Origin of the sequence: Granulicella sp. L46, assembly GCF_009765785.1 — a bacterium.
Taxonomy (GTDB): Bacteria; Acidobacteriota; Terriglobia; order Terriglobales; family Acidobacteriaceae; genus Granulicella.
In genome coordinates this window covers 560,319-584,633 of sequence record NZ_LMUT01000012.1, presented here as the reverse complement: position 1 = coordinate 584,633, position 24,315 = coordinate 560,319, and the positions used below count along the sequence as shown (strand labels likewise).

Sequence of the window (24,315 nt, the reverse complement as noted above, 5' to 3'; positions counted from 1 at the left end):
CTTGAAACCTAACCAACGTCCCAAGCCAACGACCGCAGCCCTCATCCTCTACGCGCTCATCGCAGCGTGCGCAGCGCAGCGGCCCATCCCCTCTGAGCTTCTCCCGGCGCGCAAAGCCCTAGAGGACAAGCACTATCAGCAAGCGGAAGATCTCTTCGCCGCGTACCTGAAAGCCCATCCCGGCAGCATCGACGCCGAAGAAGGCATCGGCGACGCCAAACTCGGCCTGCACGAATACGAAGCCGCGGAACTGCAATACCGCGCCGTTGTTGCCGCCCAACCGGAGTTCTGGCTCGCCCACAAAAACCTCGTCATCGTCGAAGCCGCCCTCGGCCGCTGGGACGAGTTCGACCGCGAACGCGCCGTCCTGCGTGGTGCCCGCCAGCGCGGCGCCCCCGGCATCAGTACCCGCGAGAGCGATGTCATCGACGCCTTCGACGTCCACGGCGAACACTGGATCGTGCGCGAATACTACGAGCCCGTCGGCCGCTCGCTCACGCGCTACAACTTCGAATACTTCGGCCCCGATGGCCGCGTCCGTGAGTACGTCTCCCTTGAATCAGCAGACGCTGCGCGCTCTGCACTCAAGCCCAACACCAACGTCCTCATCGGCGTCGATCCCGGCACCGTCCCCGTCATCAAGGACTTCGCCCTGAACTTCTACACCGGAAAATCCCACGGCACCATCAAGCTCTACCCCAAGGGCGAGCCCAGCTACAAGAACGTCCGCGCCGACCTCATCCGCTGGCTGCGCAATCGCCCCACCCCCGCGTCACACTAACCGCACTCCTACCGCAGCGTCGCGTCTACTTCCGAGAAGTAGCTCGGCGACTTCAAAATCTCGCGCGGCTTCGATCCGTCAGCCGGCCCCACCAATCCATCGCGCTCCATCATGTCGATCAGATGCGCCGCGCGTCCATAGCCGATCCGCAGCCGCCGTTGCAGCAGGGAAGTCGACGCCTTCCCAAACTCAAACACCAGCCGCACCGCGTCATCGAACAGCGCGTCATCTTCTGAGCTATCCTCCGCGCTGCCACCGTCGCCGCTCTTCTCGTCCTTCGGCCCCTCCAGGAACCCATGCACGTATTCCGCCTCGCCCTGTGCCTTCCAGAAAGCCGTCACCGCGGCAATCTCTTTCTCCGTAACAAACGGCGCATGCACGCGTTGCAGCCGCGAAGTCCCCGGTGGCAAAAACAACATGTCGCCGCGACCCAGCAAACTCTCCGCGCCATTGGAGTCAATGATCGTTCGCGAATCCACCTTCGTCGCCAGCCGGAAGCTCATACGCGTCGGCACGTTCGCCTTGATCAGTCCCGTAATCACGTCCACCGACGGCCGCTGCGTCGCCAGCACCAAATGAATGCCGACAGCCCGCGCCATCTGCGCCAGTCGCGTAATCGCCTCTTCCACGTTAGCTCGATCCAGCATCATCAAATCCGCCAACTCATCGATGATGATCATGATGTACGGCAACGGTTCCTGGTTCACATCCTCAAACAAATACTCGCTGCCATTCTCAAACAGCTTGTTGAACTGGTCGATATTGCGCACGTGATTCGCGGCCAGCAACTTCAGTCGGCGCTCCATCTCCCGCACGGCATTTCTCAGCGCATTGGCCGCCAGCTTCGCCTCCGTAATGATCGGCGTAAACAGGTGCGGAATCCCCTCGTACATCCCAAGTTCAACCCGCTTCGGATCCACCAGGATCATGCGCACCTGCTCCGGCGTCGACTTGAACAACACGCTCATAATCATCGCGTTGATCGCGACCGACTTACCCGAACCCGTTGATCCCGCGATCAGCACATGCGGCATGCTCGCCAGATCCCCAATCACAATCCGTCCGCTAATGTCTTTACCCAGCGCGATCGCCAGCTTGCTCTTGCTCTGCGCAAAGTTCTCGCACTCCACCACATCGCGCAGCCAGATCGTCTCGCGCTCATGGTTTGGAACCTGTATGCCAACAGTAGACTTGCCCGGCATGCGCTCAATCAAAATCGACTCCGCCGCCATCGCCAAACAAAGGTCATCCGCCAGCCCGGTAACGCGCGAGTACTTCACGCCCGCATCCGGACGAAATTCGAACGTCGTCACCACCGGCCCCGGGTTGATCTGCTCAACGCTTCCATCCACGCCAAACTCGCCGCACTTCTCCACCAGCACCCGAGCCTCTTCACGCAGCTCGTTCTCCCGCACCTGCGCATGCTCTTCCGACTTGAACAGCAGCGAGCTCGGCGGCAGCTTGTATCCGCGCACCGACTTCGGCACAATTGCCACGGCCTGCATATCCGCATCCGCGCGCTTACCAAACGCAATATTCTGCGCCGCAATGTCCTGCATCGGCGAAGGCATCGGCGGCAACTCCACCGGCTTTGGAACCCGCGCGGGCGGCGGTTCCGGCATCGGCACATGCGAAGCCTTCGGCATCGACAAAATCGGCGCCGGTGTCCTGCGCTCCGGCGCATCCAGCCAGCCATCATCTTCCTGCGCATTCGCAGACATGGCCTCTGCCTCCGCGAACGGCAGCACCTCCGTCGGCGCGTTCCGCAGTGGAGCCGCCGCAGCCGCCAGTTGCGCTGCATAGGGTGCTGCTGCCGCCGCCGCCACGTGTAGTCCCGTCATTGGCGCTGCGTCCACCAACGTCCGCGGCATCGTCTGCCATACCGACGCTGGCTCCCCACTCATTCCAGGCGCGTGACCAAGGCCAGCCTCATCTTCTCCTGCCTGCCTCCGCTTGCGACGCCCAAACCAACCGAAGAAGCTCGACAGCAACGTTCCACTCCGAGCCGCCTCTTCGCCTTCGTTCGCCTCCTGCCGCCGCGCCATCGCCGCCGCGATCTCGCGCTTGGAAGCAAAAGCCTCGTCAAACTCTTCGTCTTCCGCACCACGCCGCTTGCTCTTCCACGCGGCATACCGATCACTCAAGCTCTGCAAAAATCCGAAGTGCGCCGTGAACCACGCGCCTGCATTCGCCAGCAGAAACGACGTCGTCAGATATAGCGATAGCGCCACCATCAGGCTGCAAATGATCATCGCGCCCGGATAATTCACAAAGTGGATCAGCCCGCCAGCCAGAATCGTGCCTTCAATGCCAGCGATCGGCAGCGCATGCCGCCACAGCATCTCTCCCGGCATCATGGAGATCAGCGCAGGCGCAAAGATCAGCCAAAGCGCAATCCCCGCAAGCTTCGTCTTCGTCGACCCGACGCGCTGCGACCGCATCCACGAAACGCCAATCCTCACCATCGCCAGTGGAACAAAGAAGATCGCGATCCCCACCGTCTGAAGCAGCAGGTCAGCCACATACGCCCCCACCAGCCCCGTCCAGTTGTGCGCCAGCCGCCCGCCCGCACCTCCGCCTACCGTGTTAAACGATGGATCGGACGGCGTATAGCTGACCAAGGCGAGCAGAAGCAAGCCGGCAGCAACCAGCACAATCAACCCGAGCATCTCGTTCAGACGACGGCTCCGGGTTGGCGAGTAAATGAGTCTCTGGGGCTTCATAAGGGGTTGTGGGCGCGGTCGAGCCAATCGCCTGCGGGCCGTACCGCGCGGGCGCTTTGCTGCGAATAACCGAACAACCAGAGCAAATTTATTGTTCCATAGCGCGCTGTGCGGTGCGCAGCCTCACGAAGTGGAACCAGACTGGTGACCCTCACGTCCCCAGCCCAAAATTCACTCTCCAGCCGATTTTTCGCCCCCAGTCAACGCAGCCAGCCCCTTCCTGCATCTAGTAAAAGGTCGGGGGGTGAGTGAGCATTGCGGCGAACTTGGACCTCAGACGCGCAGCGGTGGGGGAGCAGGATTTTCGCGATTTCTCCCGCTTGCCGCCGATGAAGGAGAATCGCACTCAATCGGCGGACCCCACCCGCGCAACCCCCATGGCTTCGGCCAGGAAGGAATCTATGTCAACCAATACCGTGGACGGATCGACTAAGAACAAAGAGATGGAGACTGTTCTCCTCGACCTCATCAAGACCCTCGAGGATAGCCAAAAAGGCTTTGCCGATATCGGCGACCACCTCAAGGACATCTCCCTCAAGCGCTTCTTTCTCGCCGAGAGCCTTAAGCGCGCCAACTTCCGCGCCGAACTCGAGAACGAGCTCCACCGCGCCGGCATGGCCGACGTCAAGGAAGGTGGCACCGTCGCTGGAGCCGTTCACCGCACCTGGGGCGACCTCAAGGCAAAGCTCGGTGGCGGCGACCACGGCCTCCTCGAGACCGCTGAACAGGGTGAGGACGAAGCCAAGAAGGCTTACGCAAAAGCTCTTGATCACGACCTTCCTCTGCCCATCCGCGAACTCCTCGCGGAGCAGCAGGAGCAGGTACTCGCCTCGCACGACTTCGTAAAAACCAGCCGCGACGCGTCAGTAACCAAGTAACGGCCTCGCAACCGTTTCTGCGCCAGCACACGGAGTAACATCATGCGGCTCGGACGCGCAATCATGGCCGTACTCTACATTGCAGCAGGCGCGAGTCACTTCATCGTGACTCGCGCCTACGTGCACATCATGCCAGACTATCTTCCTGCCCACCGTGAGATTGTTCTCCTCAGCGGTGCAGCAGAGCTAGCCGGCGGCGTAGGCCTCTTGGTACCACAGACGCGCCGCACCGCCGCATGGGGAATCATTCTTCTCCTCATCGCCGTCTTCCCCGCAAATCTCTGGATGGTTCAACACGCAGACCGCTACCCCAATATCCCGGTCTGGGCTCTGTGGCTCCGTCTCCCACTCCAGCTACCTCTGCTCTGGTGGGCGTGGCAATACACCAAACCCGAAGCCACACCTCTCCGCCTGGAGAGCCCCACCGAACCCTCGGCCGCTTAGTAGCCGAGGTGGTACAGATAAAACACCACGCACCCTGCCACCAAACAATAAACCCCAAACATGTACCAGCGCCCATGCTCCAGCCACGAGCTAAGCCAACGCAGCGCCGCCAGTCCCGCAAAGAACGACAACACCATCCCCAGCAGCGCCGCCACCACGCTCCCATGCAGGTCGAGCGACTGTCCCGCAAGATCAGCCACATGCTTCGCTTTCAGCAACCGCTCGGCCTCACGTGCAATTGCTAGCGGCGTAAGGATCACGGCCAGCGCAAAGCTGAAGCGCTCTGCCCGCTGCCGGTTAGCCCCGGCCAGCAAGCCCGTTGAAATCGTGGCGCCCGACCGAGAGAACCCGCGGAAGGGAAGGCACAGTCCCTGGATCGCTCCCATCCACCCAGCCTGCGCAAACGTCACGTTATCGCCGCTCAGCACAATCGAGCGCTCATACTCTGGCCGAGCCGTCGCACTCTTTGCTTCGCCCCGCTCCCGCAGCCCCGCGATCAGAATCAGCACACCCGCCGCCAACAACGCAGGCGCAATCAAATCCAGTCGCGAGAACAGCATCTCAATCTCGCCCTTCGAATGTCCTTTGAACGCGGTCCGCTCAATAATAGCGATGATCGGATACCCCACCACTCCCGTCAGCACCGTCGCCCAAGCCGCCCGAACCAAAAAACGCTTCATCGCGTGCGCGGTTGTGAAGTACGCCTGCTTCCACTGCGACCAGAAATAGAAGATCACCGCGAACATCGTCCCGGTATGCAGCATCACCAGCACCAGCGTCATCTGCGGCGACGAAGGATCGAGTCCCATTAGTTTTTCCGCGACCACTACATGCGCCGAGCTCGATACCGGCAACAGTTCCGCAAGGCCCTGGACAACAGCCAAAATCAATATTTTAACCAAAGAAGGCATGCCTCGATTCTACCCCGCCAGCCTCGCGCTTGAATCTGCAATCAAACCCCGGCATCTGAATCATCATGAAGACGATCGCACTCGAAGAACACTTCGTCACAGCCGACTTCCTCAAGGCCACCGGAGCCTACGGCCACTCCGTCCCCGAGCCCATGCGCGCCATTCGCGACAAGCTCCTCGATCTCGGCGACGCTCGGATCGCCGCCATGGACGACGGCGGCATCACTCTCCAGGTCCTCTCCCTCGCCGCCATGGGCATCGACGATCTCGCGCCCGCCAATCAGACTGCCGTCTTCCACGACGTCAACGATGAACTCGCCGCCGCCGTCCAGGCGCACCTCGATCGATTCGCGGCCTTCGCTACCCCAGCCCTCAAAGAACCCGCCGCCGCCGTAAAAGAATTGGAGCGCTGCATCCGCGACCTCGGCTTCAAAGGCCTCTACGTCAACGGCACCACCGAGGGCAAATTCCTGGACGCCCCCGAGTTCTTCCCGCTCCTCGAAGCCGCTGAAGCCCTCAACGTCCCACTCTATCTCGATCCCGCCCCTCCGCCCGCGGTCGTCCAATCCGCGTACTACTCCGATCTTCCCGGCGACACCGGCATGCTTCTCTCCATCGCAGGCTGGGGCTGGCACGCCGAACTCGGCCTCCATCTCTTGCGCCTCATCGTCTCCGGAGTCTTCGACCGCCTGCCCAACCTCCAGGTCATCGTCGGCCATATGGGCGAAGGGGTCCCCTACGCACTCGCACGTTCCAACGGCATCCTCTCCGCCGCCGCCAAAAACCTCAAGCGCAGCGTAACCGAAACCATCCTCGCGCAAGTTCACATCACCACCAGCGGCTACTTCACGCGCCCACCCTTCGACTGCGCACGCCAGGTCCTAGGCCTCGATCACCTCATGTATTCGGTCGACTATCCCTTCAGCCCCAACACCCGCGGCCGCGACTTCCTCGCAACCCTGCAGTCCGAGCCCGCGCTCTCCACCGCTGAAATGGAAGCCCTCACCCACGGCAACGCCAAACGCCTACTCCGCCTCTAGCTCTGTCCGCAGCGCCGGCTCCAAATTGCCGCCCGACACAATCGCAACCACCTTCCGTACCTTCGGCAGCTCCTCCGCATGAAACAGCACAGCCGCCAGCGTCACCGCGCCCGAAGGCTCAGCCACAATCCTGGTCGCGGCCAGAATCACCTTCGCCGCTGTGCGAATCTCCTCCTCGCTGATCGTGACAATCCCATCCACGAAGCGAAGAATATGTTCGAAGTTCAACGTCCCCAGCGACTGCGTCCTCAACCCATCGCACAGTGATCGCGTCGTCTTCTCCGCCGGCCACTCTACCAGCGTCTTCGTCCGGAAAGACTCAGCAGCATCGGCCGCAAGTTCCGGCTCGCATCCCCACACCTGCGGCGCAGCAATCCTCGCGGCTTCAGCCGTCAGCTTAATTCCCGTAGCCACACCCGACAGCAACCCTCCACCCGACACCGGCGACAGCACCAGCTCCACGCCCGGCAGCTGCTCTAAAATCTCAACCCCGCAAGTAGCCTGCCCCGCAATAATCGCCGCATCATCATAAGGCGGCACGACCGTGTAACCATGCAGCGCCGCCAACTCCTCAGCCTTCTCCCGACGCTCACTGCTAGCCGTCCCCACCAGCACAATCTCCCCGCCCAGCGCGATCGTCGCCTCGCGCTTAATCTCAGGAGCATTCGACGGCATCACAATCACCGCCTTCGCTCCCAGCGCCCGCGCCGCATACGCCACACCCTGCGCATGATTACCTGACGAGTACGTAATCACCCCACGCTTCAACTCCTCCGCCGAGAGCTGCGCAATCTTGTTATACGCACCCCGCAACTTGAAGCTCCCAATCGGTTGTGCCGACTCGTCCTTCAAGTAGATTTCGGGCATCCTCTCCGCCAGCTCCCGAAACCGCGCCATGCGCAACCTCGCGCGGCTAAGCCGCACCAGCGGCGTACGAACGGCAATGGAGGCAATACGGACTTGGGCGGTTTGAATGTCGGTTCGAGTTATAAGTGCCATGGCGTCTTAACGATTGTAGAGTGGCGACGATTTATTAGTGAGATGCGACAATAATCGCCACAATCGCCATGACACCGTAGAACGAAAGCATCTGTGGCGTCGCCGCGACGGCGGCAAAACCGGCCCCTCGCTCGACGCGCTCCCTGCGACAACTCAGAATGGAAGATGCGACCGCCAGCCCACCCGCGATCAGCATCGCAGGAATCTCTATTTCCCAAAATTGCTTCCATGAGCCCGGAACAAAACAATTTCCAAAACACTCGAATAACACGATCACTTCGATCGCGAACAACCAGCTCGAAAGCGACGAACCACCCCGCGCCAAAATGACTATGATGACCGCAAGAAACGATAACCCGACGATGACGGAAGGCAGATAAACCATGTCAGCGCGCCTCCGCAGCATGCAGCACCTGCGCGAAAAAATGCACCAGCCGCCACTGGTCCGCAAATCCCGGCCCCTTCCCATCCAGATCCAGGTGCGAAATCACCGGCGAGATCAGCGATGCCTGCATCATCTCCTTTGGAACATCCTTCTCCAGCCACTGCGTCTCAGCCGACGGAATAATATTGTCGCCCTCGCCATGCAGCAGGAACACTGGCGTCTCCAGCTGCGCCAGCTGTCCATCCGGACTAACACTCGCCATCTCGGCCAAATGCCGCTCGTCACTCTCCTCGATCATCTTTCGCGTAGCAGCCGACGTCGTATCCATCAACTGCTTCGCCTCCGCCAACTGCCCCGGCGTCAGCTTGGCCAGCGCCGCGCGCTCCGCCGCAAAATCCTCGTACAAATGATCTCGTAACACCAGCCTCACCGCATCCCGATCCGGCGCCGGCACAAAATCCTGCAGGCTCTCATACTCCAGCACCAACGCGCCGTACTCATGCGGCGCAAGAACCTCCGCATCGCCGCTAGGACGCAGCGCTTTTCCCGTCAGGTAATAGTTTGCCACCCGCAACATCTCACCTTCCGACCCCACAGCCACCACAAACTTTATGTCCCGCCTGTACTGCGGCGCAGCCGCCGCCAGCAGCGACAAACTCCCCGAAAAGCTCAGCCCCATCACCCCCACCGGCTTGTCGCCACTCTCATGCGCCATCCACGCAGCCGTGTCGCCAATGCTCGCAATCGAGCTCGCCCCGATATGGTAGTCCTTGATATCCGGAAGTTCCGGCGTCAGCACCCGCAAGCCGCACCCCGCCATCGCCGAGGCAAACGCCTCCAACCGCGGCTCGTCCATCCCCAAATAGTGCACCCCATGCACGACCACCATCCCCGGAGCATCCGGATGGTTCACCGGCGTATACATCCGCGCCCGTTCAACCCCGCTCGGCAGCGTCAGCGTCAACTCCGTAGCCTTCACCGGCTCAACCGCCAGCCAGCGCACCAACGCAGGCACCGACTGTCCCCCCACCTTATCCAGCACCGCCACTGCCTGCAATCGAGCCACCAGGAACGGCCATCCCGCCACCGCATCCACCACCAGCAGCACAACCAGGCAAACCAGCAGCATCTTCACATACCGTCGCGGATTCGCCGCGATCGTCTCTCGCCGCAAGCGCAGCAGTCCCGCAAGGGAAGGGAATCGGTTACGTCGTTGTTGCTCAGCCATAGTCGACTAGGAACCGTGAAGAGACTGCCGCATATGCAGCAGCATCGCAATCATTACAGCAGCCAGTATCGCGAGCACAACGATCCCCGCAATCAAGATCATCCAGAGCCGCGCCATCCGCGCCTCCATCGCCTTGATGCCCACCTCAATCTCGTCGCTCCTCAGCCGCGTTGCCCGCATATCCGATCCAAGGCTCGCCAACATCTCGCTCTGCTGATTCAGCTGTTGAACCATCGCAGCCTGGGCCGCATTCACCTGCGTCAAATCTCCCTGCATCCGCTCGGCCGTCTGTGCAAGGTCCCCACGCAGCCCATCCACCGTATGCTCAACCGCGCGTCGTTCGGAGTCGCGGCCCTCCGCCCTCGTTTGCAGATACCGGTCCGCCACCGGCGCCAGCCGCGTCATATGCGGAGCGAGTTTCAGCAGTTGCACCAAGACTGGCCACATGCGGAGATTGTAGCGGTATTACGGAGCCACCGCCGCACCCGATCTTCGCTCACGCAAGTAATCGGTTAACAGCTTCGCAATCGTCAACACCAGGATCGCCGAAATAATGCACATCGAGTACAGGCAGTAAATGCACCACTTCTCGATCACGTACGCCTCGAGAAACGACAGAAACGCTGCGCACGCAAATCCAATCTCCGCGGCCTGCAGCGTCAGCCAGTACTGCTTGCTCAATGCCAGCCCGGCGATTAGCGCGTAGCCAAGAATGCCAATCATCGCCACCGGAATATGAATCTTGCCCGAGTGCTCCGGCTCATCAAACCCGATCGGCGGAAATACCGCATAGCGTCCATGATTCACTGCGCCACAATCGAACTTCTCGGACACCGCGCACGGTGGCGCGTCCGCCGGGTTCTGGTTGTGGATTCTTAAGGCGAGCACGGAATCGAAGATGCCGGCGAGTGCGAGGATCGCGATCAGATAGCGCATAGCACCTTCATTGTAAGAGACTCTGTTCCCCCGCGCGCCAAAACGTCGTGTCCGCAGCGTCTGACGAGTATCAGCCGCCTAACGCGCCGCCAGCTTTGCCTCAATGCCCGAGTTCACCGACGCCGACGCAAACTCCGCCGCCACCCGTATCCCGTTCATCACCGCCCGCTCATTCGACGAGCCATGTCCCACCACGCAAACCCCGCGCACTCCCAGCAGCGGTGCCCCGCCATATTCCGAGTAGTCCAGCCGGCTCTTGAACGCCTTGAACGCCTTCTGCGACAGCATCGCCCCCACCTGCGACGTCACTGTCATCTTCAAACTCTCGCGCAGCGACGAGCTCACCAGCTTCGCCAACCCCTCGCTCGTCTTCAGCGCCACGTTGCCCACAAACCCATCGCACACCACTACGTCCGCGTGGCCGTTGAACAGATCGCGTCCTTCAACATTCCCAATGAAGTTCAGCCCCAGAGCGCGCAGCAGCGGCAGCGTATCCCGGGTCAACGAGTTGCCCTTCGAATCTTCCTCGCCAATCGATAGCAGCCCCACCCGCGGACTTGCCACATGCAGCACATTCTTCGCGTACATGTGTCCCATCACCGCAAACTGCACCAGGTTTTCCGGATCGCAATCCACGTTCGCGCCCACATCCAGAATCACGCACGGCTGCCCCGTACTCGTCGGCAACATCGCGGTCAGCGCCGGCCGGTCCACCCCTGCGAGCGATCCCAACACCATCTTGGCAGTAGCCATCGCCGCGCCCGTATTGCCAGCTGTAATAAACCCCGCCGCGCGCCCCTCGCGCACCATCTTCAACCCCACACGCATGGACGAGTCGCGCTTCGACCGCACCGCCTGAGCCGCCTTATCCTCCATGCTGATCCACTCGCTGGCCTGCACCATGAAGATCGGCAGCCGTGGCTTCTTTCCTGGCGTTCCCGGGAAGGCCGGCCGCTCGGTCGCCTTCAGCGCCTCCCTTAATTTCGGACGCAGAACATCCTCCGGCCCGACCAGGTGGACACGTACGTCCAGTTGGCGACAGGCCAGAATAGCTCCGCGAATCTCCGGGTCGGGGGCTTTATCAGACCCCATGGCATCGAGAACGATGTCGATCGGCATAACGCGCGTAGGCTCGAAACTCTCTTACTTTGGTTGGAACTTCATCCGCACTGCAGGATCCGGCAAAACTTCGCTCGAATCCCTTAGAACTGCGAATCCCGCACTGGGAATCCCAGCTACGCAGCGTCCTTGACCGCAACCACGGCGCGACCCTTGTACTCGCCGCACTTCTTGCAGGCGCGGTGAGGAAGCTTCTTCTCGCCGCAGTTCGGGCAGTTGGAGACACCCACGGGTGTCAGGAAGTCATGGCTACGACGTTTTGCGGTGCGCTGCTTAGAGTGCCGGCGCTTTGGATTAGGCATGGTAAACCCTCTTCTTCATTGGCCAGTCAGCTCAAGGCTGTGCGGCCGAAATCTTTGGTAATCAGAAACTTGCGGGTGTTCAACCTCGAACAGCCCTAGCCTTTGTGCGCAACAGCAATCCCGGCTAACGCTGCTAACCGTGGATCCACCGGCTTCTCAACACACTCACAGTTTGCGAGGTTGCGATTGATGCCGCAATGCGGGCAAAGACCCTTGCAGTCCTCCTGGCAGAGCGTCCGTCCGGGCAGGGTCAAAAGCACCTGCTCGCGCACGGCGTCCTCCAGCAGCAGGCCGCTCTCTTCATAATACCCGATTTCCGTCTCATCTTCCGTAATTGCGTGCTCCCCCGCCACATTATCGACACCCCCAGGCCGGAAGATCAGGTCAAACGTCCCCTCCAGGTCCTGCTCCACCGGCTCCAGGCAGCGCGCGCACAACTGCTCAAATCGCCCCTTGAAGCTCGCCCGCAGCCGAATGTCCTCTACAAACTCCTTCGGCCCCCGATGCTCCACGATCAGCTCGGCCTGGCCATTAACAGTCAGCGGCCCCACCTGCCGGATATCCGGCGCATACTCGATCGCGCCCGGCGCAATCGTTTCATCCAGCTTTAGCGGCTCATCAACAAGTTGTGCAGGGGAAATAACCATGTCTTAACGGTAGGACGCCTCCGCCCCCACGTCAATCAACGAACGAACAGCAGGGAATCAGCCGCTATTCCCAAGCCCAGTCCTGCCCTACCCGAACAGCCGTATCCCCGCCACGCCTGACGCTCCTGCCTCGATGCAAAGCTCAGCCCGCGGCCACGTCACCCCACCCAACGCCAGAACCGGCGTTCTGTCAGCCACCTCGCAGGCCTCCTGCAGCCTACCCAGCCCCACGCCTTCGCCTATCATCTCTCCATCCACCCGCTTCTCAAACACCGGGCCAAATAGTATGAAATCCACCCCCTCGCCCACCGCCCGCCAGACCTCCTCGAGCGTATGGCAAGACACGCTAATCATCGGCGTTCCCGCACCCGCCGCCCCAAACACCGCCCGCACCTGGTCCACCGTCAGTTCGCCCTCCTGTGCCGTAAGATGAACCCCGTCCGCCCCCGCTGCCACCGCCACATCCGGCCGCCCATTCACCAACAACTTCGTCTCGCCCGACCCCCTCAGGCCCGCCCGCATCGCCGCCGCCAGCTTCACCAACTCGCCCGCCGCCAACTGCTTCTCGCGCAGCTGCACATACTGCACGCCCTCATGCGACCACCGCCGCACATGCTCCAGGGCCGCCCAGCCTTCCCCGCTCGTGATCGCGCACTTCAACATCCAGAAAGTGTAGACCCGCAGTCGCTAATGCTGGCACGTAGGGCAATACACCGTCGTGCGCCCACCCACGACGAGCTTCTTCAGCGCCGTCCCACAGTCTCGGCAATCTTCCCCAGCCCGCCCATACACCTTATGCTCCAGCTGAAAGAACCCCCGCACCCCATCCGCATCCACGTAATCCGACACCGACGACCCGCCCAACTCAATCGCATGTTTCAGCACCTGCTGCAGCGCCGCATGCAGCCGCGCCAGCTCCGCCTTCGTCAGCCGCCCCGCCTGTTTTCGCGGCCGAATCCCCGCGCGAAACAAGCTCTCATCCGCATAGATATTCCCCACCCCATGCAGGATCGATTGGTTGAGCAGCGCGGCCTTAATCGCCAGCTTGCGCCCCTTGAACAGTTTCGAAAAATCCTCGACCGAAATCGTAGTAGGCTCCGCCCCGGGCCCCGCATACCCGCCTACCTCGGTCACCACCGACAGCCGCCCAAATCGCCGCGGATCGACAAACCGCACCTCGCGCCCGTCCCCCAGCGACAGCACCGCATGCGTATGCAGCGGCAGCGGCACCTCCGCCTGCGATACCAGCAGCCTCCCCGTCATCCCCAAATGCACCAGGAATTGCGCGGAAATCAGTGTGCCTTTGCCTTTCTTGCTGTCATTCCCTTTGGGAATCTGCTTCTCCTTCGAGCCGCCACCCTTCCTCGCCAAATCCATCACAATCGTCTTACCCACGCGCCGCACTCGCTCAATCCGCGCCCCCGTCAGCGTCTCCACAATCTCCGCCTCACTGGACTTAAACGTCTGCGGCTTGCCACTGGTCCACACGCGCTCAATCCGCTGTCCGCGCACCCGCGCATCCACCCCATTCGCAACCGTCTCGACCTCAGGCAACTCCGGCATAGTCCCTTAGATTACTCACGCCCGCGAATCGACGCGCCGTAAAATGGCCGCATGTCCTCCAACCCTGTTGCCGACAACTTCCTCGACTACGCCGCCAAGCGCTTGCACCAATCCCAGAAATCCATCGCCGCCTGCCTCGACAAGCTAACCGACAACCAGATCTGGCATCGCAACGGCGATCACGAGAACTCCATCGCCAACCTCCTCCTGCATCTCGAAGGCAACATGCGCCAGTGGATCCTACACGGCATCGCCGACCAGCCCGACGTCCGCCAGCGTGACGAAGAGTTCACCCTCATCCCCTCCACCAACTCCGCCGAAGCCCGCGCCCGCTTCAACGCCACACTCGACGAGTCCGCCCGCGTCATCGCCGCCCTCTCGCCCGAGCGCCTCCTCACGGTCATCGACCCGCAACCCACCGGCACCTGGCGTCACACCACCACCCTCGAAGCCATCTTTAGAGTCGTCGGCCACGTAGAAATGCACACCGGCCAGATCATCCTGCTAACCAAGCAGCTAACCGCCACCGACCTAGACCTGAGCATGCCGCGCAAGCGATAAACCTGCTGAGGATCGATTGCTAACCTGCCCGGGATAAGCCCGCAAAGCTAGCCGGATAGGCTTCACAGCCAGTCGGTATAAAATGAATCATGGGCGCGAGCGGTTCCTTCGGGAATCACGCTGCGCGCACTTCCCCCCGAGCATCATCTCCGGAGCCATCTTCCTCGTGAGCCAATCCGAAAAGTCCGTCTCGCCGCGCGCGAACCGCCGTCCATCCGCCGTCATCCTTGGAGCCCAGTGGGGCGATGAAGGCAAGGGCAAGATTGTCGACGTCCTCAGCGAAAAGTTCGACATCGTCGCCCGCTACGCCGGCGGCCACAACGCCGGCCACACCGTCATCATTCACGGCAAAAAGTTTGTTCTGCAGCTCATCCCGTGCGGCGTCCTCCGCCCCGGCTGCAAAGGCGTCATCGGCAACGGCGTAGTCCTCGACCCCATGGCCTTCCTCGGCGAAGTCCAGAAGCTCCGCGACGCGGGCGTCGAAGTCGACGGCAACCTCTTCATCTCTAATCGCGCCCAGGTGATCCTGCCCTCCCACCGCATGATCGAGCTGGCCGCCGAAACCGCTCCCGGCCGCCAGACCATCGGCACCACCCGCCGCGGCATCGGCCCCGCCTACGAAGACAAGATCCACCGCAACGGCCTCCGCGTCGTCGACCTCCTCAATACCTCGCTGCTGCGCACCCACATCAACAACGCCTGCCACGAGAAGAACACCATCGCCCACGCCCTCTTCGGCACCGAGCCGCTCGACCCCAAGCAGATGTACGAAGACTACGTCCGCGCCGCCGAGCAGATCGCCCCGTTCGTCACCGACACCGCCTACATGCTCAACGACGCCCTCAACGCCGGCCAGAACGTCATGTTCGAAGGTGCCCAGGGTGCTCTCCTCGACATCGACCACGGAACCTATCCCTTCGTCACCAGTTCTTCCTCCACAGCAGGCGGCGCGGTCACCGGTACAGGCGTCGGCCCCACGCGCATCGGCACCGTCATCGGAGTCACCAAGGCCTACGTCACCCGCGTCGGCGAAGGTCCGTTCCCCACCCAGATCGATGGCTACTCCGCCGAGCTGCTCCGTGCGCGTGGCCAGGAGTATGGAGCCGTCACCGGCCGCCCCCGCCGCTGCGGCTGGCTCGACATCCCCCTGCTCCGCTACTCGAACATGATCAACTCGACGGAATGGTTGGTGGTGACCAAGATGGACGTCCTCGACGAGTGCGACGAGATTCCCATCTGCACCGCCTACGAGATCGACGGCCACGTTACCGACATAATCCCCGCCGACGTTCGCGGCTTCAAATCAATTCACCCCATCTACACAACCCTCAAGGGCTGGAAGTGTTCCACTGAAGGAATTACCGAGTACGACAAACTCCCCAAGCTCGCACAGGAGTACCTTGAGTTCATCCAGCGCGAGAGCGGCGCTAAAATCGGTATGATCTCCACCGGCCCCGACCGCGTCCAGACCATGACCCGTCCCGGCTTCGAAGAACTCTTCGCCTAGCATTGAGCAACTGAGAACGAATAACTGAGAACTGAGAGCTTTAATGATCAGCTTCACCGTACGCATGACCTTCCGTTCCGACGATCGCGATGAGATCCACCAGATCCTTCGCGAGCTCACCCGCCTCTCCCGCCAGGAGGCTGGCTGCGTCGTGTACATTCCGCACATCGTCGAGAGCGATCCTGACACCATCGTCATCTACGAGCAGTACCGCGACGAAGCCGCAGCCGAGGCCCACCGCGCCACGCCGCACTTCGCCAAATACGCCGTCGGCGGCTTGTATCAGCACATGCTCGAGCGCAATGTCGAGAACCTTACCGCCATCGCCTGAGCCTCCCCTCCGGTCAATAAACGCCCGCGCCTGCTCCTGCCCGCATCCGAACGTCTAAGGGTTAGGTGCAACGATGTCTATTCACGCAGCCGTTACAAAGAACTTTGACGTGGCCTCGATTTCCGGTCTAACATCCGGTACGCCCATGTTGCGCCGGCTGCCAATGCGTGTGCTCGTTGCTGTGATGGCTGTCTCCCTTCTGGCAGCTCTTCCGCACGCCTCCGCCCAGGACCGCGCCCACCGTGAGCACAAGCGCGCTGAACGCGCCCAGATCGTCGAGCTCGAGCACCAATGGAAAAAGGCCGCTCTCGCCGATGACATTCCTGCCATGGATAAGCTCCTCTCCGACGACTACCTCGGTATAACCGACACTGGCGAGGTCCTAACCAAAACCCAGCAACTCGCTCGCATGCGCGATGGTAAGTTCACCATCACCAAGCTCGATATCTCCGATACCAGGATCAAGCTCGTCGGCAACATCGCCATCGTCACCTGCCTCGCCCAGGTCGAGGGCACCTCCGCGGACGAGATCCTCCACGGGGCCTATCGCTATACCCGCGTCTATCAACGCCTCAGCGGCAATGTCTGGAAGGTCACCAACTTCGAGGTCACTCCCGCAAACCGGTCGCACCACGCCCCCGCCAATCAGAGCTAGCCGCCAGCCGCAATTCCCCCACCCGAACCTTTGGACAAAAAAAGACCGGGCCAATTGGCCCGGCTGCAAGTGAAAAGTTTATGCCTGCGTGAGCAAGGCTCCTTGAAACTTATGCGACTTCGACGCGCGTAATCGGCTTGACCGCCACCGCGGAACGTTTGACATACATATCCAGCACATTCAAACCTAGCAGCCGCCGATCCAGAGACCGGGTTCCGCCGGTCAGCCGGGCATCTTCCGGCTCATGCAACCCATCGCTGTGCTGGTGCGAGCGAATGTTGGCCATCCGCGTCCGTGTGTCCACGGCGCCATCCTGCGGCTGCATCATCCCCGCCTCTTCAAACGGAAGCGACCACGCCGTTCCACCGTGTACCCCGTGCCGCGATGCCAGCTTCGGCATCCGAACCACATCGCCAAGCTTGCTAATCCAGGAGCTCATCCGTGCTGGTGGCTGTGACATGGGGAATCCTCCTTGGATTTTGGTCGCAATTCGTTCTCTATGTCAGACGGCGTTCCTCAACTCAAGAGTTGCATGCAATGCGGCGGAAAAAATTGCTAACAGAACAAATAATCGCGAATTCGCACGGTCGCCTGCAGCGCAATCCATTGCGCATCCCGACCGCACCAATACAGGGCGTTTCGCTGCTTACTGTTCGAGCGTATCCAGCGCCAGCGCCGCCCGTAATCTCCGCCAGCTCTCGTCCAGCATCTCGGGAAGAACGCGCGTCTCCGCCAGTACGCTCATGTAGTTGTTGTCCGCGATCCAGCGCGGAACCGCATGCAAATGCAGGTGTTCCGCAACCCCTGCGCCCGCGGCCTTGCCCAGATTCAACCCCAGGTTCTGCCCATGCGGCTGGTACACCGCCTGCAGAACTCGCTCCGCCTGCCGTGTCATCCGGAGCAGCTCGTCCGCCTCTTCCAGCGTCAGCCCCGCCAGGCTCTGCTCATGCCGGTACGGCACCACCATCAAGTGTCCGCTGTTGTAAGGAAAGGCGTTGAGCACCATGAAGCAGCTCTTCCCCCGCTCCAGAATGTAAACCGCCTCCTCCGCCTGTTCCCGCGGCATGCCGTGCTCGATCGCATAATCCACCGCCGCGATCATGTTGCAGAAAACGCAATGCTTGTCTCCAGGCCAGCCCGCCAGCGCCTCGGGAACTCCGAGCTTCCGCCTGGAATTGTCCGCGCCCGTCACATAGGCATAGCGCCACGGTGTCCAAAGATGATCCATTACAGCAGTATTACAGGCCGCACCCTCGCCAGGGAACCCGACCAGAGATGTGGATGCCGCAGCAAATTTGTCTTCCCAACCGCCGAGCCACGCACACCTCAATCGGCGCAGCAAGGGCCACGGTCACAGGCCGCCCAAAATGAGCGATGTTCGGCCAGAGTGTTCCCGAGTTCCGTTCCTGCGCATTGACCCTCGCCAACCACGCTGCTACACTTTGGATTGAGGACATGCGCGCGGGACCCAGTCGCAGGCTCTCATTTATTTGCATCACTCATTCCCGCTGACATCATCGTATAGAACACACTCTCTTTGGGAGGCAGTCTTCTGCCACTCGAATAGGGCTGTCCACCGACTGACGCAAGCGATTGAGCACTGGACCCCGGAGCAGTTTTATCCATGGCCGACATCGACCACAATTCTTTCCATCCCGAGAGCATAGCCCTGAACACCACATTGGAATCAACCGCAAACGACGCGACGCCCGAGACCTCGGCGTCACATGACCTTTCCCTCAACCCCAGCACTCCCGCGGCCGAGAATGCCACTGCCTCTGAACAAAACACCGTTCAGCCTGCAGTCGAGAAGAGCCACGTCGCTGTCGACGTCGCCACTCCCGAGCCCGAGTATGATGCCGAAGACTTTGCCAAGGCGCTCGAAAGTTTCGATCGCGAACAGGCCGCCGAAAAAGATGCTGCCCAGGCGCTGACTGCCGAAGAGGCTGTCATCACCGGCACCGTCGTCAAGATCACCGACAAGCACGCGGTGGTCGACATCGGCCTCAAGTCCGAAGGTCTCATTCCGCTGGATCAGGTTCTCGATCACACCGGCGCGCCCAAGTTCAACGTTGGCGACGTCATCGAAGTGGTCGTGGAGCGTGAGGAGAAGGAAGGCGGCTATCTCGTCAGCTACGAGAAGGCCCTGCGTCACAAGGTTTGGGACAAGCTCGAAGAGGCTGCCAACACCAAGACCCCCGTCAAGGGTATGGTCGTCTCGCGCGTCAAGGGTGGCCTGACTGTCGACATCGGCATCAAGGCGTTCCTGCCGGGCTCGCAGGTCGAAGTTCGCCCCGTCCGTAACCTCGACGGCTACATCGGCACCGAGATCGAAGTCCGCGTCATCAAGCTCAATAAGAAGCGCGGCAACGTCGTCATCTCTCGCAAGGAGATTCTCGAAGAAGAGCAGAACGAGAAGAAGACCATCACCCTCTCGACCCTCGAAGAGGGCTCCGTCTTCACCGGCGTCGTCAAGAACCTCACCGACTACGGCGCGTTCGTCGACATGGGCGGCCTCGATGGCCTGCTCCACATCACCGACATGAGCTGGGGTCGTCTCACCCACCCCCGCGACCTCGTCAATGTAGGCGACGAGATCCAGGTCAAGGTTCTCAAGTTCGACAAGGAAAAGCAGCGCGTCTCGCTCGGCTTCAAGCAGCTTTCGCCTGATCCATGGCTCGACGCCACCGAGCGTTACCCCGTCGGCGCCCACGTCAAGGGTCGCGTCCTTTCGGTCACCGACTACGGCTCGTTCGTTGAGCTCGAGCAGGGCATCGAAGGCCTCGTCCATGTCTCCGAGATGACCTGGTCCAAGCGGATGAAGCACCCGTCGAAGCTGGTCAAGCCCGGCGACGAAGTGGAGACCATCATCCTCTCGGTCAACCCCACCGACCGCCGCATCTCCCTCGGCATGAAGCAGCTCCAGGACAACCCCTGGGAGCAGCTCGAGGAGAAGTATCCGATCGGCGCTGTCATCGAAGGCCGCGTTCGCAACCTCACCGACTTTGGTGCCTTCATCGAAATCGAAGACGGCATCGACGGCTTGGTTCACGTCTCGAACCTCAGCTGGACCAAGCGCATCAAGCACCCGTCGGAAGTTCTCAAGAAGGGTGAAAAGGTCAAGGCAATCGTCCTCGGCGTCGAACCCGAGAACCGCCGCCTCTCGCTTGGCGTCAAGCAGCTCCAGCCCGATGTCTGGGAGACGTTCTTCGCCCAGCACCGCGTCGGGGACGTCATCAAGGGCAAGGTGCTACGCACTGCGCAGTTCGGCGCCTTCGTCGAGATCGCCGAAGGAGTCGAGGGCCTCTGCCACGTCTCCGAAGCAGTCGACGATACCGGCAAGCAGATCACCCTGGAAGTTGGCGACGAGCACGAGTTCAAGATCGTCAAGATGAACCAGGAAGAGAAGAAGGTCGGCCTCTCCATCAAGGCCATCGGCGAGGAAGCCACACGCGCCGAGGTCGAGAACTACAAGGAGTCCAACAACAAGGGCAAGGGCGGCAACAAGGGGCAGGGAAGCAATAGCGGTTCCTCCTCCAGCGCCAACGCCGGCAGCACCACCCTGGGCGACCTCCTCAAGTGGAAGCAATCCGAAAACGAGACCGACGACGCCGAGTAATCGCCGTCCCGCCTCAAACACAAAGGCCGCCCACCCGGGCGGCCTTTGTGTTTGTCTTTTCTGGCTGACATTCCGAGCGCCGCGAGGAACCTGCTTCTCGCTCGCGCAGCGAGCGCCCGTTCGTCAGCGCAGATGCTATCCTTCCCCAATCATGCGCCTGTTCTTTGCCACCACACTCCTCGCCGCCACCACCGTCGCATCCGCCCAGCAGTTACCGCCCGACACCGCCGCCAAGGTCGCCACCCTCGCGCAAAAAATCCTCGCCGACAGCGGTGTTCCCTCGGCCTCCATCGGCATCGTTCAAGACAACCACATCGTCTACACCCACGCCTTCGGCCTCGCCCGCGTCACCCCGCCCCTCCCCGCCGACGCCGCCATGGCCTATCCCATCGGCTCCATCTCCAAGCAATTCACGGCCACCGCCATCCTAATCCTGCAGCAGCAGGGCAAGCTCTCCTTGCAAGACCCCGTCAGCAAATTCTTCCCCGAGCTCACCCGCGCGAAGGATGTAAAAATCATCAATCTCCTCACCCACACCTCCGGCTATCAGGACTACGCGCCGCAGGATTACACCATCCCTGCCTGGAAAGTCGCCGGTGATCCCCTGGCCGTCGTGCATGAGTTCGCCGGCAAGCCCCTCGACTTCGACCCCGGCACCCAATGGCAGTACTCCAACACCAACTTCGTCCTCGCCGCCCTCATCGTCGAGAAAGTCTCCGGCGAGCCATTCGCAAAATTCCTACGCGACAACGTCCTCAAACCCGCGCATCTTGAAGATGTTTTAAACCTCAACGTTGACCAATCAAAACTCCAGGTCACGGGCTACATGCGCAACGCCCTCGCGCCCATCCGCCCCGCCGCCCTCGAAGCTCCCGGCTGGTACTTCGGCGACGGCGACCTCGCCATGCCCGTCGGTCAGCTCCTTAAGTGGGACCTCACCATCATCAACCAGACCCTCCTCACCCCGGCCAGTTACAAGCAGATGGAGACCCCCTACATCCTCACCAACGGCAAGGACTCCGGGTACGGCCTCGGCGTGCAGATCTTCGATTACAAAGGCCACAAAGCCATCGAGCACTCCGGCGAAGTCGGTGGCTTCGTCGCCGAAAACATCCTCTTCCCAGACGACCACATCGTCATCGCTGTCCTCACCAACCAGGAAGCCTCAGCCGCCGCCGCCGACATCACCAAGCAGATTGCGCCGCTATTGCTCCCCGCCACCGCGCCCGCGGCCACCACTGCCGTCGACCCCGCCACCACTACCGCCGAGGCCTTCGCGCCCCACCTTCCGACCATCGTCGCCGGCCTACAGAAGGGCAGCATCGACCGCTCCCTCTTCACCGGCAATTGCAACGACTACTTCGACGCCACCGCGCTAGCCGACTATCAGTCCAGCCTCGCCCCCCTCGGCACCGTCACCTCGGTCACCGTCGGCCACGCCCGCCTCCGCGGCGGCATGACCTTCAGCTCCTACCGCGTAGCCTTCTCGGGCGGCACCACGCTCATCTTCACCGTCTACCTCGAACCCGACGGCAAGATCGAGCAACTCCTCGTCGAGGGCAAAGCCTAACCCGAGGGCAAAGCCTAACCCGAGGGCAAACCCTAAGCCAGGTACCCCAAGGCTTCAGCCTTGGGTTTCTTACCCATTGGAACGACACGGGCTTTAGCCCCGAGGGTATGCCCTCGTCGATCGACGCTCTTGATGTGCTCCAGGCACCGCGTCTCGTCCACCCGATGAGCCCACACCGCCTTAGTGTCCGTGTGAACCACCACCGCCGCCCGCAGACCCGCCAGCCGACGATCCACCACCGCCCGACGATCCTCCGCCCGACGATCCTCCACCGCTATGCGATCCTCCTCCGCCTGACGATCCGCCACCGCCGGACCCATGCGATGATCCGCCGCCACCACCGCCGAATCCGCGGCCGCCCCCGCCGCCTCCGCCGCCACTAAACCCATGGCCACCGCCTCCGCTCGTCCCTCCGCCGAAGTGACTCACTTCCGTATGGCTCCGGCCGCCTTCATTCACCTGCGAAGTCACCGTAAATCCCTTCGCCCGGCTGTCGAACGCAATCAAGCTCGTCGCCGCGATCGCCTTGCTCCCCGACGGCCCTTCCCGTAGGCTTCGTGCCTCCAGCGACGGTGCCGTTGCAGCCCGTACCGTCGGCAGCGCGGGGCTGCGAAACTCCTTAGGCGTCTCTGCCAGCACCTTCACGTGCGCACCCGGATCATAGGCCACACGTTGCAGCCCTCCGCCCTTCCGATCCGTATGCACAAAGATTCCATTCTTCAAATTCTCCGGCTCTTTGCCCTTGCCATCGTGCGGATGAATCGGCACATATCCCAGCTTGCCTCCCGCCTTCACCCAATGCACCGGGCAGTGGTGGTGACGATGGTCCCCCGCCACCCATGCATACCGATGATTCCAATAGATCCAGCTCCCCGCGTGGCACACCGCCCAGTCAAACCCAAAGTCGTCGTCATAACCGCCCAACACCACTTCGCTCGCTAGCACCACGCGCGCGCCTGTCATCGGATCCAGCGTCATCCAGTTCGCAATCGAATACGGCGAGCACGGAAACGCGTCCTCATCCTCCACCCAGATCGCCGGAGCCACGCCCCCTCCCAACTGCGCCTCGGCCCGCTGCTCATCCCCTTGTGCCTGCTGAGCCAGCCTGGCGTTTTGAGCAGCATCCTGAGTCGTCGCCTGCGCCTGCGAAGTCGCTTCCGCTGGTTGAGCGCCCTCTCCCTGCGGCGGTCCGTCGGTCCTCATCTTCACCGCAGGCGCCTTAGCCCAGCCATTCGTCGGCTCCCAGCAAGTTCCATACGGCTGGCATTCGAAGAAGCTTCCCCGCGCGTTCATGTCCGCCATGCCCGGCAGCGGCTCCTTCAGTCCAGACTCCTTCATCACTGCATACATTGCCTTGTTGCGCGCCGCAATGCGTGCCGCCACCCACTTGTCCCATGCGGCGAAGTCGCTCGTCGGGCTCGGCGGCGTAGGAACGAATACCCCATTGCTGTACGCGAATGTCTTCCCGATCAGTCCGGCCGACGAATTTACATCCCCCAGGTGGATCTCGGTCGGAGCCTGCGGCGTCACCGTCATCGCGTCCATGTAGCTATTCACCCGGACGTTCGAATGGCTGCCATACGGCACGTGGAACGCATCCGTTGGCGTCCTCACGTCGTAGCGCTCGCCTGGCACCGTCGGCCGCAGATGCATCGAAGCCACGCCCGTCATCAGCACCATATCTGTGCTCGGAACCCCATTCTTGGTCGTCAGCGTGTCGAACGCGAGTGCCGAGTTCTCCCCCAGGTACATCGTCGACGCGTCCTCAAACTCAATCTCCGCGCGACCCTTCCCCGTCACCACGCTGAATCCCGACTCCAGCGGCATATTCACCACCGCCTGCACCCACGGCGCCAAGTCTGGCTGCCCCTTCACCTTGCCCACCGCCACCCGCACATCGCCCTGCACCAGGCTGAACCGCACGATCTGCGGATACACCTCTCCCGGGTGCAGCGAAGCCGGTACCGCCGCCGCGGTCGCACCCGGCGCCACCACTGTTTGCGCGGAGACAGCTCCGCAGCCCAAAGCCACAAGGATCAATAAGGACAGGGACAAGCAGCGTTTTACGCTCATAGCAGCCTCCGCAGGCATGCGTTTCGTCAGGAAGACAGGGCCC

Annotated in this window: 25 protein-coding genes; 10 read left to right on the top strand and 15 right to left on the bottom strand. The window is 61.6% G+C overall.

Annotated elements, in window-relative coordinates; genetic code table 11:
* Position 1: 1 nt before the first annotated feature.
* Positions 2-781, top strand: coding sequence for a hypothetical protein (locus tag GSQ80_RS11805; RefSeq protein WP_158787826.1), 780 nt, complete (start codon positions 2-4; stop codon positions 779-781).
* Between the two features lie 8 nt (positions 782-789).
* Here the strand turns inward: GSQ80_RS11805 and GSQ80_RS11800 are convergent, their stop codons facing one another.
* On the bottom strand, positions 790-3,504 hold the full coding sequence (locus tag GSQ80_RS11800) for a DNA translocase FtsK (protein ID WP_158787825.1): 2,715 nt from the start codon (positions 3,502-3,504) through the stop codon (positions 790-792).
* A 401-nt stretch (positions 3,505-3,905) separates the two neighbouring features.
* Here GSQ80_RS11800 and GSQ80_RS11795 point away from each other — a divergent pair, with 401 nt between their 5' ends.
* Both GSQ80_RS11795 and GSQ80_RS11790 read left to right on the top strand, forming a co-directional pair.
* The gene (locus GSQ80_RS11795) at positions 3,906-4,382 is read left to right on the top strand and encodes a PA2169 family four-helix-bundle protein (protein ID WP_158787824.1); all 477 of its coding nucleotides are present in this window, start codon (positions 3,906-3,908) and stop codon (positions 4,380-4,382) included.
* A gap of 42 nt (positions 4,383-4,424) precedes the next feature.
* A complete protein-coding gene (locus GSQ80_RS11790; protein WP_158787823.1) occupies positions 4,425-4,826 on the top strand; it encodes a DoxX family protein in 402 nt (133 codons plus the stop codon).
* Here the strand turns inward: GSQ80_RS11790 and GSQ80_RS11785 are convergent.
* A complete protein-coding gene (locus tag GSQ80_RS11785; RefSeq protein WP_158787822.1) occupies positions 4,823-5,737 on the bottom strand; it encodes an undecaprenyl-diphosphate phosphatase in 915 nt (304 codons plus the stop codon). The genes GSQ80_RS11790 and GSQ80_RS11785 overlap by 4 nt on opposite strands.
* A gap of 65 nt (positions 5,738-5,802) precedes the next feature.
* Here GSQ80_RS11785 and GSQ80_RS11780 point away from each other — a divergent pair, with 65 nt between their 5' ends.
* The gene (locus tag GSQ80_RS11780; protein WP_158787821.1) at positions 5,803-6,777 is read left to right on the top strand and encodes an amidohydrolase family protein; all 975 of its coding nucleotides are present in this window, start codon (positions 5,803-5,805) and stop codon (positions 6,775-6,777) included.
* On the opposite strand, the gene GSQ80_RS11775 is transcribed toward GSQ80_RS11780, so the two are convergent.
* The 10 genes from GSQ80_RS11775 to mutM all read right to left on the bottom strand — a co-directional run bounded on the left by GSQ80_RS11775 (position 6,763) and on the right by mutM (position 13,956).
* Positions 6,763-7,776 carry a threonine/serine dehydratase gene (locus GSQ80_RS11775; RefSeq protein ID WP_158787820.1) on the bottom strand — a complete coding sequence of 338 codons (1,014 nt, stop codon included), beginning with the start codon at positions 7,774-7,776 and terminating at the stop codon, positions 6,763-6,765. The two genes, GSQ80_RS11780 and GSQ80_RS11775, sit on opposite strands and share 15 nt — an antisense overlap.
* Before the next feature lie 34 nt (positions 7,777-7,810).
* Positions 7,811-8,161, bottom strand: a complete 351-nt coding sequence (locus tag GSQ80_RS11770) for a hypothetical protein (RefSeq protein WP_158787819.1) — start codon at positions 8,159-8,161, stop codon at positions 7,811-7,813.
* A 1-nt stretch (position 8,162) separates the two neighbouring features.
* On the bottom strand, positions 8,163-9,389 hold the full coding sequence (locus tag GSQ80_RS11765) for a S9 family peptidase (protein WP_158787818.1): 1,227 nt from the start codon (positions 9,387-9,389) through the stop codon (positions 8,163-8,165).
* Positions 9,390-9,395: 6 nt separating this feature from the next.
* On the bottom strand, positions 9,396-9,836 hold the full coding sequence (locus tag GSQ80_RS11760; RefSeq protein ID WP_158787817.1) for a hypothetical protein: 441 nt from the start codon (positions 9,834-9,836) through the stop codon (positions 9,396-9,398).
* An 18-nt stretch (positions 9,837-9,854) separates the two neighbouring features.
* Entirely contained in the window at positions 9,855-10,325 is a 471-nt protein-coding gene (locus GSQ80_RS11755) for a vitamin K epoxide reductase family protein (RefSeq protein ID WP_158787816.1), read from the bottom strand.
* 78 nt (positions 10,326-10,403) lie between these two features.
* Positions 10,404-11,444: a phosphate acyltransferase PlsX gene (gene plsX, locus GSQ80_RS11750; protein WP_158787815.1), complete on the bottom strand. Its 1,041-nt coding sequence runs from the start codon at positions 11,442-11,444 to the stop codon at positions 10,404-10,406.
* Between the two features lie 116 nt (positions 11,445-11,560).
* Positions 11,561-11,746, bottom strand: coding sequence for a 50S ribosomal protein L32 (gene rpmF, locus GSQ80_RS11745; protein WP_158787814.1), 186 nt, complete (start codon positions 11,744-11,746; stop codon positions 11,561-11,563).
* 95 nt (positions 11,747-11,841) lie between these two features.
* Positions 11,842-12,393 carry a DUF177 domain-containing protein gene (locus GSQ80_RS11740; protein WP_158787813.1) on the bottom strand — a complete coding sequence of 184 codons (552 nt, stop codon included), beginning with the start codon at positions 12,391-12,393 and terminating at the stop codon, positions 11,842-11,844.
* An 87-nt stretch (positions 12,394-12,480) separates the two neighbouring features.
* A complete protein-coding gene (locus GSQ80_RS11735) occupies positions 12,481-13,056 on the bottom strand; it encodes a thiamine phosphate synthase (protein WP_158787812.1) in 576 nt (191 codons plus the stop codon).
* Positions 13,057-13,080: 24 nt separating this feature from the next.
* Positions 13,081-13,956, bottom strand: a complete 876-nt coding sequence (mutM, locus tag GSQ80_RS11730; protein WP_158787811.1) for a bifunctional DNA-formamidopyrimidine glycosylase/DNA-(apurinic or apyrimidinic site) lyase — start codon at positions 13,954-13,956, stop codon at positions 13,081-13,083.
* Positions 13,957-14,007: 51 nt separating this feature from the next.
* Here mutM and GSQ80_RS11725 point away from each other — a divergent pair, with 51 nt between their 5' ends.
* The 4 genes from GSQ80_RS11725 to GSQ80_RS11710 all read left to right on the top strand — a co-directional run bounded on the left by GSQ80_RS11725 (position 14,008) and on the right by GSQ80_RS11710 (position 17,010).
* Positions 14,008-14,517: a DUF1572 family protein gene (locus tag GSQ80_RS11725; protein ID WP_158787810.1), complete on the top strand. Its 510-nt coding sequence runs from the start codon at positions 14,008-14,010 to the stop codon at positions 14,515-14,517.
* Positions 14,518-14,683: 166 nt separating this feature from the next.
* The gene (locus GSQ80_RS11720) at positions 14,684-16,024 is read left to right on the top strand and encodes an adenylosuccinate synthase (protein WP_254059596.1); all 1,341 of its coding nucleotides are present in this window, start codon (positions 14,684-14,686) and stop codon (positions 16,022-16,024) included.
* 43 nt (positions 16,025-16,067) lie between these two features.
* The gene (locus tag GSQ80_RS11715; protein ID WP_158787808.1) at positions 16,068-16,355 is read left to right on the top strand and encodes a putative quinol monooxygenase; all 288 of its coding nucleotides are present in this window, start codon (positions 16,068-16,070) and stop codon (positions 16,353-16,355) included.
* A 184-nt stretch (positions 16,356-16,539) separates the two neighbouring features.
* Positions 16,540-17,010, top strand: coding sequence for a nuclear transport factor 2 family protein (locus GSQ80_RS11710; RefSeq protein ID WP_216850292.1), 471 nt, complete (start codon positions 16,540-16,542; stop codon positions 17,008-17,010).
* 109 nt (positions 17,011-17,119) lie between these two features.
* Here GSQ80_RS11710 and GSQ80_RS11705 read toward each other — a convergent pair whose 3' ends face one another.
* A complete protein-coding gene (locus tag GSQ80_RS11705; RefSeq protein ID WP_158787806.1) occupies positions 17,120-17,470 on the bottom strand; it encodes a hypothetical protein in 351 nt (116 codons plus the stop codon).
* A 186-nt stretch (positions 17,471-17,656) separates the two neighbouring features.
* Positions 17,657-18,238, bottom strand: a complete 582-nt coding sequence (locus tag GSQ80_RS11700; protein ID WP_158787805.1) for an HIT domain-containing protein — start codon at positions 18,236-18,238, stop codon at positions 17,657-17,659.
* 396 nt (positions 18,239-18,634) lie between these two features.
* Between GSQ80_RS11700 and GSQ80_RS11695 the strand changes: the two genes are divergently transcribed.
* Both GSQ80_RS11695 and GSQ80_RS11690 read left to right on the top strand, forming a co-directional pair.
* Positions 18,635-20,629: a 30S ribosomal protein S1 gene (locus GSQ80_RS11695; protein ID WP_158787804.1), complete on the top strand. Its 1,995-nt coding sequence runs from the start codon at positions 18,635-18,637 to the stop codon at positions 20,627-20,629.
* 151 nt (positions 20,630-20,780) lie between these two features.
* Positions 20,781-22,199 carry a serine hydrolase gene (locus tag GSQ80_RS11690; protein WP_158787803.1) on the top strand — a complete coding sequence of 473 codons (1,419 nt, stop codon included), beginning with the start codon at positions 20,781-20,783 and terminating at the stop codon, positions 22,197-22,199.
* A 180-nt stretch (positions 22,200-22,379) separates the two neighbouring features.
* Here GSQ80_RS11690 and GSQ80_RS22900 read toward each other — a convergent pair whose 3' ends face one another.
* The gene (locus GSQ80_RS22900) at positions 22,380-24,272 is read right to left on the bottom strand and encodes a FecR domain-containing protein (protein ID WP_174241335.1); all 1,893 of its coding nucleotides are present in this window, start codon (positions 24,270-24,272) and stop codon (positions 22,380-22,382) included.
* Positions 24,273-24,315: the final 43 nt, after the last annotated feature.